This window comes from Rhizobium sp. Root491, from assembly GCF_001427205.1.
Taxonomy (GTDB): domain Bacteria; phylum Pseudomonadota; class Alphaproteobacteria; order Rhizobiales; family Rhizobiaceae; genus Agrobacterium; species Agrobacterium tumefaciens.
Window position 1 is genome coordinate 300353 of sequence record NZ_LMFF01000014.1, and the last position, 13312, is coordinate 313664.

The following is a 13312-nucleotide window of genomic DNA, read 5'->3' on the forward strand; positions in this document are numbered from 1 at the left end:
CTTCAGGCCTTTGTGCCAGGCACAGGTGCGCCTTCGGAAATCAGGCCACGCTTTTGCAGCTCCGACCAGAATTCGTCCGGAACAACCTGTTCGAACCATTTGATGTTTGCGGCAAGTTGCTGCGCATTGCGCGCGCCGGATACGACCGTGACCGAAGCCGGATGCCCGAGCGGAAACTGCAGCGCAGCCGCCTGCAACGAAACACCAACGTCGTCACAAACGCCCTGAAGCGCATCCACCCGCGTGATGATGTCGGCAGGCGCATCGGCATAGTTGAATTTGCGGTTGCCTGCCAGAATGCCTGAATTGAAAGCACCGGCGACCACGATCGCAACGCCGGTTTCCGCGCAGCGGTTCATGAAGGCAAGGCTCTGCTGCTCCAGAAGCGTATAACGGCCGGCAAGCATGGCAACGTCGATGTCGAAAACATCCATGGCGTCGCCGACGATTTCCCACTCGTTGACGCCGAGGCCGATAGCACCCGTCGACCCTTCCTCGCGCAGCTTGCCGAGTGCCCGGAAGCCGCCGCCGGTGGTCAGCTGCTCCCAGTAGTGCTGGTGCTTTTCGCCATGCGTGAAAGAGCCGATATCGTGCACATAGAGAATATCCGGCTTCAGAACGCCGAGCCGCTGCAGGCTCGCTTCGAAGGAGCGTAGAATACCGTCATAGGAATAATCATAGACCGGGCGGAAAGGCAGCGGCGCAATATAGGCGTCCTCTTCCGGGCCCACAGTTTCATCAGGAACCATGACGCGACCGACCTTGGTGGAGAGGGTGTATTCGCTTCGGTCATGCTCCGTCACCATGGTTCCAAGGCGACGCTCCGAACGCGTGTAACCGTAAAAAGGTGCGGTATCGAAATAGCGAATGCCGCTTTCCCATGCCTTGTCGAACGCACCTCTGGATTCCTCGTAGGGCGTAACGCGGTAGAGATTACCCATCTGGGCGCAACCAAGGCCCATGACCGTGACTTCAACGGCACGGCGCGGCAATTTACGTGTATCGGAGACTTTCATCGCAAGGGCTTCCTGAATTTTTCGGTAGAGCGGATGTTGAAAACCGTATGCGGTATTGACTGAAATCCCGCTTCTGAAATTTGTGAGGCGCGCCGCTCAAAGAGCGGCGCGCCGTCATGCGTTAATAAAGAACGTTCTTGGCTTCCGGCTTCTCGATATTGTCCTTGGTGACAACAACAACGCCGGTGTCGACGAACTTTTCGACCTTTTCCTTGCTGATGAGCTTGGAAACAGTCTGGATGCCCTTTTCGCCCATCTGATACGAACCCTGAACGACGATGCCGGCCAGCGTGCCGTCCTTGACAAAGCCCTGAAGGTCCTGGTTACCGTCAAAGCCGATGCCGACAACCTTACCTGCCTTACCGGCCTGGGCGAGCGCGCGGCCTACACCGATTGCGGTGGGTTCGTTGGCGCCGAAGATGCCCTTGAGATCGGAATTGGCGGCCAGAACGTCGGTTGTCTGGTTCAGCGCCGTCGCCATCTGCGACTGCGAATAGAACGGACCTACGATCTTAAGGTTGGAATGCATCTGGATATAGTCGGTGAAACCGCCAACGCGTCCGATTTCCGAACCGGCACCGGCGACGTAGGACATCACGGCGATCTTGCCTTCCTTGCCAACCTTGTCGATCAGCGCCTGAGCAGCCAGTTCGCCGGCTTTCTTGTTATCGGTCGCCAGGAAGGACTGATAATATTGCTCGGAACCCTTGGCGAGCTGTGAGTCGATCAGAACCACGGGAATGCGGGCTTCCCAGGCTTTCTTGACAGCCGGAACCAGCGCATCAGGATCGGAAGGAGCAAGAACGATACCCGAAACCTTACGGTTTACGGCGTTTTCAACCATGTTGACCTGATCGGCGATGGCCGATTCAGAAGCCGGACCCTGGAAGGTCATGGTGTTGCCGGCAGAGTCCTTCATCGCCGCATCGGCGCCCTTCTGAACGTTCTGCCAGAAGGTGGAATTGACGGTCTTGACGATGACGGCGATTTCGCCGGCCTGCACGGTGGAGACGCTCCACAGCGCGATTGCGGATGTCAGAAGGGCGGTCGTAAGCTTGTTCATTTCTTCCTCCGTGATGTCGGCATACCGGGCCTCCCGTGCCGATCTTGTTTGCGGATAGGGTCCGCAGCCCTGTATCAGCGACGGTTGCGCAGCTGGTCGATCCAGACGGTGACCAGAATGACAAGACCGATGATGATCTGTTGCGTGAAGGCGGACACGCCATTCATATTGAGACCGTTGCGCAGGATGCCGATGACGAAGGCACCGATTGCCGTGCCTGAAATCGTACCCACGCCGCCGATGAGCGATGTGCCGCCGATAACGGCGCTGGCAATGGCGTCCAGCTCATACATCACGCCCTCATTTGGCTGGGCTGTGACGAGGCGCGACATCAGCACGCAACCGGTCAACCCGGCGAGCGTACCGGACAGGATGTAGGTGAAATTGGTGACGCGTGCGACGTTTACGCCGGACAGACGCGCAGCATCCGCATTCGAACCGACGGCATAGATGTGACGGCCAAGGATGGAGCGGTTGAGCATGAAGGAAACAGCCAGCGCAATAACCACCATGAGGATGACGGGGTAGGGAATGCCCGGAAACACCACGTTCGGAAAACCGTCATCACCGATGTTGACGATGCGGAAGAGGGCGCCGTTGCCGAGTTCACCGAAGGATTCGCCGAGGCCGGAAACCGCTCGCGCGCCGGTGATCTGCAGTGCCACGCCACGGGCGATCAACATCATGCCGAGTGTCGCGATAAACGGTGGCAGCTTGAAGCGCGTGACCATGAGGCCATTGATGAGACCGCAAAGCGACCCCGTCAGAATGCCAAGCAGCATGCCGACCGGCACCGGCATACCCAACTCCTTCACCGCAAGCGCGGCAACGACCCCGGCCAGAGCAAGCACCGAACCAACGGAAAGATCGATGCCGCCGGTGATGATGACGCAGGTCGCACCAATGCCGAGAAGGGCTATGGAGGTCACCTGAAGTGCAATGGTCATGGCATTGTTGACGGAGAAGAAGGCGCTGCTGGTGGCGGAAAACACCATAACCAGCACAACGAGACTGCCAAGAGCCGCAAACTTCTGGATGATGTCCTTCTGGCGGTCGCTGAAAGCGAAGCTCTTCTTGGGTTCTGCAATATTAGCCATGTCGTTCCTCACTGCGCGGCCCGGCCGTAACCGGACGCGTACCGCATGATTTCTTCCTGATTGGTCTTGGCGGTCTCAAGCACGCCCGTGATCCGGCCCTGGTGGAAAACGGCGATACGATCCGTCAGTCCCAGAATTTCCGGCAGTTCCGAACTGATGAGAATGACGCCGATGCCCTGTGCAGCCAGCTCGTCCATGATCTTGTAGATGGCGAATTTTGCGCCGACATCGATGCCGCGCGTCGGCTCGTCGAAAAACAGCACGCGCGACTGCCGGAACAGCCATTTGCCAATGATGATTTTCTGCTGATTGCCACCTGAAAGCAGCCGCACCGTCTGTTCGATCGAAGGGGTACGGATGTTAAGGAGATCGACGTAACGTCTGGCGACATCGTCGTGCTTCTTGAAGTCGATCAGCCCGAAGCGGTTGGAGACCTCGCCGATATTGGCAAGCGTCGTATTGGCCGCAACCGACATCTTGATCGCAAGACCATCGCTTTTGCGGTCTTCGGACAGATAGGCGATACCCTCTTCGATGGCATCTCGCGGGGAACTGATGGAAAGCTCCCGCCCGTTGAAAACGACCTTGCCAGCATCCAGAGGATCGGCACCGAAGATAGCCCGTGCGACTTCCGTGCGACCCGCACCCATCAGTCCGGCAAAGCCGAGAATCTCACCGCGCCGCAGCGAGAAACCGACATCGTGGAACACACCCTTGCGCGTCAGCCCTTCCACCGAGAAAATAACATCATCCGTAGGGCGCGACGTGCGTTCCGGGAACTTCTCCTCCAGCGAACGCCCGACCATGCGCGTGACGATATCGTCAACGGTGATCGATGCAAAATCGTCGGTGGAAATATAACGCCCGTCCCGCAAAACCGTCACGCGGTCGACGATTTCGGCCATTTCATCGAGCCGGTGGGAAATATAGACGATGCCGACGCCAGAAGCCTTGAGATCGCGGATCACCTTGAACAACAGCCGCGTTTCCTGCTCGGTCAGCGAGGAGGTCGGCTCATCCATGATGAGGACTTCAGCATCCAGGGAAAGCGCCTTGGCAATTTCCACCATCTGACATTGAGCGACCGAGAGGCCGCGGACAATCTGGTCAGGGTCGATATCGACGCCCAGCCGATCGAGACAGCGCTTTGCATCAAGCCGCAGCTTCTTGCGGTCAACGAGGAAACCACGGCGCGGCTCGCGGGCGAGATAGATGTTCTCGGCAACGGAAAGATGCGGAACGAGGTTGAGTTCCTGATGGATGATGGCGATGCCGGCGGCTTCGGATTCCAGCGGCGATGCATATTGCACTTTGACGCCCTTGTGCAGGATGGTTCCGTCGCTTGGCTGGTAAACGCCGCTGATGATTTTCATCAGGGTGGATTTTCCGGCGCCGTTTTCGCCGCAGACAGCGTGAACCTCGCCGCTGCGCAAGTCGAAATGCACATTCGACAACGCTTTGACGCCCGGAAATTCCTTGCTGATGTTTTCGAGACGCAGGAGGCCTGAACCAAGGCCGCGCGCCGTCTCCTCAGGCGAAAAATCGCCTCGAATTGTCGATGCGCCCTGCGACATCAAGAAACCTCCACCCGCGCTCCCCGCTCCACCGGGGGCAATAATGAGCCAAATGGTTAGGCCGCTTTTTTAAAATGGTCAAGCCAATTAGCCCAAAATTTGAATCCCGCGTCTGATACACGCGAAATCATATCGAAAAACTTCCTGAAATAACATTTTAAATTCATGTACTTATGTAATTTCTTGCGTATTGATGCGCTTGGCGCTACGGTAAGGCCAAATTCAGATAACAGACAAGGTTCGTCAGAAAACACATGAATGGTCAGGCCAAAATAGCGGAACCACGCAGGCTTTATCAGCAGATTGCGGACCAGATACGCGAGCTGATCGATCTGGGAGAGTTTCTGCCTGGAACACGACTTCCCGCCGAACGGGAACTGGCACAGAAGCTCGGGGTTTCGAGACCATCACTGCGCGAGGCACTGATTGCGCTTGAAATCGACAACACCGTCGAAATCCGCATGGGTTCCGGTGTCTATGTGTCCACCGAGGCCCTTCAGACAACCCACAACACCAAATCCTTGGGCGACAGCCCCTCCGAACTGATGCAAGCGCGCGCAGCGCTGGAAGGCGCAACAATCGTACTGGCGGCGAGCCGCATGACCGATGAAACGATTGCAAACCTTCGCCAGATTCTCAACACGATGCAGCAGGAAATCGAGGCCGCGCGCAAACCTCTCGATCAGGACCGGCTTTTCCACGTCACTATTGCCGAACAATCCGGTAACAGCGTTCTGGCCCGGCTGGTGGCAAACCTCTTCGATGAGCGCCACAGCCCGATTTCGGCACAATTGCGTGTGAAATTTGAGGATCGCGATACCTGGACCCACGCCCTTCAGGAGCACGAGGCGATTTTGGCGGCCCTGGAGTTGAAAGATCCGCTGCTGGCGCAGGCGGCCATGCATACCCATCTGGAAGGTTCCAAGAGACGCTGGGTAGACGGCTGAATTCAAAACATAGCAGGCAATGTACCGGGGAGGAGAAAAACCCGTGAGTGAGAATTCCGAGGCAACCATTTTGCTGAACGCCAACGACAATGTCGCGGTGGCACGCCGGTCGATACCGGCCGGTGGTGCGACGGGCAGAGGCGATCTGACAGCCCGGGAGCTGATCGGACGCGGCCACAAGGTGGCCCTGACGTTTATCAGATCCGGAGACGAGGTCCTGAAATACGGACAGGTGATCGGCATCGCGACACAGGATATCGAGCCTGGCCGGCATGTGCATCTGCACAATCTCGCCATGGTGCCTTCCGAACACACGCATCAGTTCAGTGTCGATATCGAGGAAAAAGGCATGCTGCCCGAGGGCGAGCGCCGGACCTTCAAGGGTTTTGACCGGGGTCTCGGTGGCGTTGGCACACGCAACTATATCGGCGTCATCGCATCCGTGAACTGTTCCGCCACCGTATCGCGTTACATCGCCGATTATTTTAACAAGCAGGGCGGCCTTGAAGGGTTCGACAATGTCGACGGCGTTGTGGCACTGACCCATGGCGGCGGCTGCGCGCTCAATACGAAATCGGAAGGTTATCGTCTTCTGATCCGCACCATTCAGGGTTATGCCCGCCACCCGAATTTCGGCGGTATTCTGCTGATCGGCCTCGGCTGTGAGACCAACCAGATCGCCCCTATCCTCGAACATTACAAGATGGAGGAGGGCGAACGGCTGCGCACCATGACGATCCAGCAGCACGGCGGCACACGCAAAACGATCGATGCCGCCATTGCCGAGATCAAGGCAATGCTGCCAATGGTCAATGCTGCCCAGCGCACTGAACAGCCGCTTTCGAAACTGAAGGTGGCGCTGGAATGTGGCGGTTCGGATGGTTACTCCGGAATATCGGCAAACCCGGCCCTGGGATATGCATCAGACCTCATCGTCCGCAACGGCGGTACAACGGTTCTTGCCGAAACGCCGGAGATTTACGGTGCTGAACACCTGCTGACGAAGCGTGCCGTCACGCCTGCTGTTGCCGAAAAGCTTTTGCAGCGCATCGACTGGTGGCGGGATTATACCGCTCGCAACGGCGATGAGCTGAACAACAACCCATCGCACGGCAACAAGCTTGGTGGACTGACCACCATTCTGGAAAAATCGCTGGGCGCAGTGGCCAAAGGTGGCTCCATGCCACTGAAAGCGGTCTACGAATTCGCGGAAACCGTTACTGAGCAGGGCTTCGTCTTCATGGATACGCCCGGTTACGATCCTGTTGCCGTCACCGGCCAGGTCGCCGGCGGCTGTAACGTCATCTGTTTCACCACCGGCCGCGGCTCCGTATCGGGATTCAAGCCGGCACCCTGCATCAAGATCGCCACCAATTCCGAAATGTATGAACACATGAAGGAAGACATGGACCTCAACTGCGGCGAGATCGTTACCGGCGCGGAAACCATCGAGGAATCCGGCAAACGAATTTTCGAGCACATTCTTGCAGTCGCTTCGGGAGACAAGACCGTCAGTGAGATTTACGACTACGGCGACAATGAATTTGTGCCGTGGCAGGTGGGCGCGGTTACCTGACCCGCTTCCAATATGTGCATCGGACTGTCCCACGTGAAACAAAAGGCCCGGAAATCACTTTCCGGGCCTTTTAAATTCTGTGCGCCGTTTCTGCTTAATGGCGGAAGTGACGCATGCCGGTAAAGACCATCGCCACATTGTGCTCATTGGCCGCATCGATCACGTCCTGGTCGCGCATGGAACCACCAGGCTGAATGACTGCGGTGGCACCTGCTGCAATAGCTGCAAGCAAACCATCGGCGAAGGGATAAAACGCTTCAGAAGCCACGGCAGAGCCGCGCGTCAGCGGCTCAGCAAGGCCGAGTGCCTTGGCCGCATCTTCCGCCTTCTGGGCGGCGATACGGGCGGAATCCACCCGGCTCATTTGTCCGGCGCCGATACCTGCCGTCTGGCCATCCTTGGCATAGATCACCGCATTGGACTTCACGTGCTTGGCAATCTTGAAGGCGAACTTCATGTCTTCAAGTTCCTGAGGTGTCGGCACACGCTTGGTGACCACCTTCAGTTCCAGATCCTCCACCATGCCGTTGTCACGGCTCTGAACCAGAAGACCGCCGGAAACCGTCTTGGCCGTAATGCCGGCAGCGCGCGGATCTGGCAGGCCACCAGCTTCCAGCAGTCGCAGATTGGGCTTGCGGGCGATAATGGACTTTGCCTCTTCCGTCACATCGGGTGCAATGATGACTTCGGTGAAGAGCTTGACGATCTCTTCTGCCGTTTCCGCATCGAGCGTGCGATTCAAGGCGATGACGCCGCCGAAGGCCGAAACGGAATCGCATGCCAGCGCGCGCCGGTAGGCTTCTGCAAGTGTTGGACCCGTCGCAACACCACAGGGGTTGGCGTGTTTGATGATCGCTACAGCCGGCGCATTCTCCGGCAGGAATTCCGCTACCAGCTCGTAGGCTGCATCCGTATCATTGATGTTGTTATAGGAAAGCTGCTTGCCCTGAAGAAGCGTCGCCGTGGAAACACCGGGGCGCTTTTCGCCGGTCAGGTAAAAACCGGCGCTTTGGTGCGGGTTCTCGCCGTAACGCATTTTTTCCTTCAGCGCACCGCCGATGGCGCGGTAATCCGGCGTCTCGATAGCCAGCGCCTCAGCAAACCAGTTGGAAATCACCGCATCATAAGCCGCAGTGCGGGCATATGCCTTGGCGGCGAAGGTCTGGCGCAGCGCGTAGGAGGTTTGACCGTCATCGGCCTGCAGGGCTTCCACCAGCGCAGGGTAGTCGGACGGATCGGTGACAACAGTGACATAGGCGTGGTTCTTGGCCGAAGCGCGGATCATTGCCGGGCCGCCAATATCGATATTCTCGACCGTCGTGGGGTAGTCGCCACCCTTGGCGCGAACCTCCTCGAAGGGATAGAGATTGATGACGGAGAGATCGATCGCCTCGATACCGTGAGCCTTCATTGCCTCGACGTGATCAGCATCATCCCGGATAGCCAGAAGTCCACCATGCACGTTGGGATGCAGGGTCTTGACGCGACCATCCATGATTTCCGGAAAATTGGTCACATCGGAAACATCCGTTACCGGCAGTCCCGCGTCAGCGATGGCCTTTGCCGTGCCACCAGTCGACAGCAGCTTGACGCCAAGTTTGGACAGGACAGTCGCCAGCTCGATAATGTCCGTCTTGTCAGAAACGGAAAGAAGGGCTGTACGGATTTTGACTTTATCGGGAGCGGGGATTTTTTTGGAAACGACAGCCATCGGGCATACTCCGTTTGACGGGGAGGACAGGCTGGACTGGGATTGATCCAGCAATTGCCGCCGCGTTAACACAGCTTGCCATATTAATAAACAGCGGGGACGCGGAACGGCGAAAACTATGGCGGTTTTTGCCTGAAACTCGCCAGGAATCCTCTACGCCTTGCGTTCGATGATCCAGCGGATTTCCCGAGTGTTCGCCAGATTGAATGGCAGCTCGATCTGCTGCGAAGGCCGCATGCCGGATGCATCCGCCATAAAAACATCCTCGGTCACGAAAAGCTCCAGTCCCGGCGCAGAAAACAGCCAGGTGGTTCCATCCGCTGCCTCCAGATAAACCGACTCCTCGTCCTGTTGGTAAAGCTGGATGTGGGGATGGATATGGAACCGCGATACCGCCGATATGGATTGCAATTGCGCCTTCACCACATTCTCGTCGGCCCGAAGCAGATCACGGCCCTTTATCTTCGTACCGGCAACATTCAGCTCAATTTCCCGATCGTGATAGCAACCGAAATTCTGCAAATAACCGTCATGCGACGCCCACAGGACATCATTGCCATTTGCATCCGTTCCGCGGCGGCTCTCCACCTGACTGACACCGGAAACCATGATCGGCCCGAGCAGTCTCGAGCGGGATAGTCTGCAAGACGACGTGTCGGCCAGCGTGACTGTCGAATGGGCCGCCGTCGAGCGGCTCGCCCGCTGATATTCGGGTGCTGCGTTTTTCGGGAAGCCCGAATTGACGATGAACCGGCTCTTGCCACAGGACATCTCAAAGGACAGGCAGCCCGAATGGGCGTTACGCGAAAGCTCCGCCGAGCCTGGATGACCAGTATCCACGATGATGACCGTCTCATCAGTTGCAAGACGATGATAATTGACATCCGGCAGCATTTTGGACGGCCGGCCGGCTGTCTCATCATAACGAAGTACCGACACAAGTTCATTGGCAAGCGTGGCGGTGGCGCCATTGAACAGCGCCAGATCGCCGCCCTGATGGCGGAAAAACCGGATGGCCGGAAACATCCTGTCAATCGCCGGCACCAGCCCCGAGGGCAGATCGTGACCGAGATTGATGTAGCTTTGCCTAAGCGGCAAAAGATCGAGCAGCAAATCCAGCATGACCCGCGGATTGCGGGAAACATGCCCGCCATCTGGAAGAATCTGGCGTTCCATTTCCTGCGCCAGCTTCATTCCGTGCCGAGTAATATGGGAAAGGCGGGTCGGCATGGCGATGGACGCGACGGCCAGCGCAATCCTGATCCGCAGCCTCGCTTCCCCATCCGGCGCATGTTTGACGATCCTGTCGAGATAACGCACGTGAAACGCAAGACTTTTCAGGAAACGACGATAAAAACCCGCATCGGCCTCATGTAAAACGACGGGAGAATGGGACAGCCAGGCAATCAGCCTTTGTGCCGCGATCTCCGGAGACCAGGCGATCCCCGCAACCCGCTTGCCGTGAATAGTCATCCATTCGGCAACGATACGGCGCGCCCGCTTGCTGGCCTCACTCGATCTGTCGGAACGGATATGCCGCAGCCAGCCAAATGCATGCAGCCGCTCTTCAAAAACCAGCGAGGGATAGTCCACCTGAAATGGCGATAGACCGCCGGTCTCGACGACGCGACCGGCGAGCGCAATCCGGCCCCGCAGCAATTCCTCGGCAAAATACGGATCGATTGCCCTCAGATCGGTCGGCGCCGCCACGAGACCATCGGGAACGCGATTGGCAAACCGGGATATGCGCAGGCGCAAAGGAGCGAGGCCCACACACAGATGACGATACGCCATCCGCGAGAGAAGACCGGCGGCATTGATGCTGCCTGCAAAGGACCCTGACAAGCTGTGTTTCCCGTTTCACATGTTTTGTTTTTATGAGTGAACCGTGATGATCGGAACGTATCGGCAATTATCCAATGATTCGCGGAAGCTTGGCTTTTTTCTACTTCTTACGCAAGACACTGCTAAAAAACCCGTCGATGCCGCCGAACATATCCGGCGTTGTACGAAGATCGCCTTCGGCAGTGACGGCGGCTTCCATTCCTGGCCAATCGTCCTTGCGAACGGCAACACGCTCGAAGTCCGGGTTTTCCGCTAGGACCTGTGCAATCATCGCTTCCCCTTCAGAGGGATCGAGCGAGCAATTGGAAAACACCACAATGCCGCCGGCTCCCACCAGCGTGAGCGCGTGTCGCAACATCTGGCCCTGAAGAGCTGCAAGCTTGGCAATATCATTCTCGTCCTTCGTCCAGCAGACATCGGGATGTTTACGCAACGTGCCGGTAGACGAGCAGGGGGCATCCAGAAGAACGGCGTCGAAAAGCTGTTCCGGCTGGTACTTCAGCATATTGGCTTCAACGGTTTCGGCGTGAAGACCAAGCCGGTCGAGATTTTCCCTGAGGCGGCGAAGACGATTGCCGGATTGGTCCAGGGCAGTCACCTTCGCGCCGGCAAGCGCGAGCTGGGCAGTCTTGCCGCCCGGAGCTGCACAGAGGTCGGCAACACGTTTGCCGGAAATATCGCCCATCAGCTTCACAGGCATGCTGGCCGCGAGATCCTGAACCCACCAGGCACCCTCGGCAAAGCCTTCAAGCGAGGGAATCTGGCCTTCAAATTCACCGAGACGGACACTGCCATTCGGCAAAACCGTACCGCCCAGCTTTTCCGCCCAGACAGCCTGATCCTTCTTCACCGTGAGATCGATGGAAGAGGGCGTCAGCTGCGCTTCGGAAATCCGTTTGGCAACCTCATCTCCATAAGCCGAAACAAGCCGAGCGTAGAACCAGTCCGGCAGCACGGGCACATCCGCGATCGCCTTTTCGATTTCTGCTTTTTCCCGGCCCAATCGCCTGAGGACGGCATTCACCAGCTTGGCAAAGCGCCTGTTGCGCGGATCGCGGTGTGCCTGTTCCACGGCAAGATCGACCGCAGAATGATCGGGGACATCAAGGTGAAGCACTTGCGCTGCGCCAACGACAAGGACGTGATGAAGCGACCGGGCGCCCTGCGGCAACGGTCCGTCAAGCAGCATCGACAAGGCGGCTTCGATACGCGGAAGGTGGCGAAGCGCGCTGTTGACGATCGCTCTCACCAGCGCCCGGTCCGCAAGGGATAGCGCGCGATAGACGGGATTGCCGTTTTCGCTGTCCAGCATACCGTCCAGCGAGGTTTTCTTTTCCAGAACGGCCGCCAGAATGCGGGTTGCGGCAACGCGTGCAGCAAGGCCGGGTTTATCCTGGAAAGACGAAGGGCCGTCTTCGCGGCCCCTTGCATGGTCCTGTCCCGGTTTTTTGGACCGCGACGGCTTATTTTGAGTATCGGATGTCAAGACCACGGTCCCTTGCGCTCGTTTTCTTTGCCTCGTCCCCAGCCCGTATTGGGAACGGAGCCTGATTTGCGCTGAGGTCTATCACCCGATGGCGCTGGCGTCGATCCTCGCGGGGAAAACTCCTGTGCCATAGCGTGAAGTGCCGCCACCCGGTTTTCCGTATTCGGATGCGTAGAAAACAGGTTGTCCATGCGCTCACCGGACAGGGGATTGATGATGAACATATGCGCCGTCGCCGGGTTACGCTCCGCATCCTCATTATGAATGCTCTGCGCCATGCCCGAAATTTTCTGCAGTGCCGAAGCGAGCCAGAGCGGATTGCCGCAAATTTCCGCACCCCGCCGGTCGGCAGAATATTCCCGGGTACGGCTGATCGCCATCTGCACCAGCATCGCGGCAAGCGGCGCCACGATCATCGCAACCAGTACGCCGATAAAGCCCAGCGGATTATTGTTGTTTTCACGATTGCCACCAAAGAAAAACGCGAAGTTGCCGAGCATCGAGATGGCGCCTGCCAGCGTCGCGGTCACAGTCATCGTTAGCGTATCTCGGTTCTGCACATGGGCCAGCTCATGCGCCATGACACCAGCCACTTCTTCAGGGGTGAGGCGCTCCAGCAGGCCCGTCGAGGCGGCGACAGCGGCATTCTGCGGGTTTCTTCCCGTCGCGAAGGCGTTCGGCTGCGGGCTATCATAAATATAAACCTTGGGCATCGGAAGATCGGCATTATGCGAGAGATCGCGGATCATGTGGAAAAATTCAGGCGCATTCGCCTCATCGATCTCGCGTGCACGATAGGCCGACAAGACCATCTTGTCCGAATTCCAGTAGGAGAAAAGATTCATACCAGCGGCAATAAGCAAGGCAATCATCATGCCGCCCTTACCGCCGATCAGAAAACCGACACCCATGAACAATGCCGTCATGAAGGCCAGAAGCATTGCCGTGCGCATCATGTTCATATGTCAAATTCTCCTTGTTACCACTCAGGAAATAT

10 protein-coding genes are annotated in these 13312 nt (G+C 57.5%); 2 read left to right on the forward strand and 8 right to left on the reverse strand.

Going from position 1 to position 13312, the window contains the following annotated elements:
- Positions 1-2: 2 nt before the first annotated feature.
- The 4 genes from ASD46_RS16315 to ASD46_RS16330 form a co-directional block, all read right to left on the reverse strand.
- Complete coding sequence (locus ASD46_RS16315; protein ID WP_025594700.1) at positions 3-1016, reverse strand: aldo/keto reductase; 1014 nt, start codon at positions 1014-1016, stop codon at positions 3-5.
- 121 nt (positions 1017-1137) lie between these two features.
- A complete protein-coding gene (locus tag ASD46_RS16320) occupies positions 1138-2079 on the reverse strand; it encodes an ABC transporter substrate-binding protein (protein WP_003516397.1) in 942 nt (313 codons plus the stop codon).
- 74 nt (positions 2080-2153) lie between these two features.
- A complete protein-coding gene (locus ASD46_RS16325) occupies positions 2154-3176 on the reverse strand; it encodes an ABC transporter permease (RefSeq protein WP_003516396.1) in 1023 nt (340 codons plus the stop codon).
- A gap of 8 nt (positions 3177-3184) precedes the next feature.
- A complete protein-coding gene (locus tag ASD46_RS16330; protein WP_013637002.1) occupies positions 3185-4750 on the reverse strand; it encodes a sugar ABC transporter ATP-binding protein in 1566 nt (521 codons plus the stop codon).
- A gap of 254 nt (positions 4751-5004) precedes the next feature.
- Between ASD46_RS16330 and ASD46_RS16335 the strand changes: the two genes are divergently transcribed.
- Together ASD46_RS16335 and ASD46_RS16340 are read left to right on the forward strand one after the other, a co-directional pair.
- Positions 5005-5697 carry a FadR/GntR family transcriptional regulator gene (locus ASD46_RS16335; protein ID WP_013637003.1) on the forward strand — a complete coding sequence of 231 codons (693 nt, stop codon included), beginning with the start codon at positions 5005-5007 and terminating at the stop codon, positions 5695-5697.
- Positions 5698-5740: 43 nt separating this feature from the next.
- Positions 5741-7273 carry a UxaA family hydrolase gene (locus tag ASD46_RS16340; RefSeq protein ID WP_025594703.1) on the forward strand — a complete coding sequence of 511 codons (1533 nt, stop codon included), beginning with the start codon at positions 5741-5743 and terminating at the stop codon, positions 7271-7273.
- Positions 7274-7367: 94 nt separating this feature from the next.
- Here ASD46_RS16340 and purH read toward each other — a convergent pair whose 3' ends face one another.
- The 4 genes from purH to htpX form a co-directional block, all read right to left on the reverse strand.
- Positions 7368-8984, reverse strand: a complete 1617-nt coding sequence (purH, locus tag ASD46_RS16345; RefSeq protein ID WP_025594704.1) for a bifunctional phosphoribosylaminoimidazolecarboxamide formyltransferase/IMP cyclohydrolase — start codon at positions 8982-8984, stop codon at positions 7368-7370.
- Positions 8985-9137: 153 nt separating this feature from the next.
- Positions 9138-10778 carry a heparinase II/III domain-containing protein gene (locus tag ASD46_RS16350; protein ID WP_076845212.1) on the reverse strand — a complete coding sequence of 547 codons (1641 nt, stop codon included), beginning with the start codon at positions 10776-10778 and terminating at the stop codon, positions 9138-9140.
- Between the two features lie 151 nt (positions 10779-10929).
- Positions 10930-12315, reverse strand: a complete 1386-nt coding sequence (locus tag ASD46_RS16355) for an RsmB/NOP family class I SAM-dependent RNA methyltransferase (RefSeq protein ID WP_013637007.1) — start codon at positions 12313-12315, stop codon at positions 10930-10932.
- On the reverse strand, positions 12312-13277 hold the full coding sequence (htpX, locus tag ASD46_RS16360) for a zinc metalloprotease HtpX (protein ID WP_013637008.1): 966 nt from the start codon (positions 13275-13277) through the stop codon (positions 12312-12314). Before htpX ends, ASD46_RS16355 begins: the two co-directional genes overlap by 4 nt.
- Between the last annotated feature and the right edge of the window lie 35 nt (positions 13278-13312).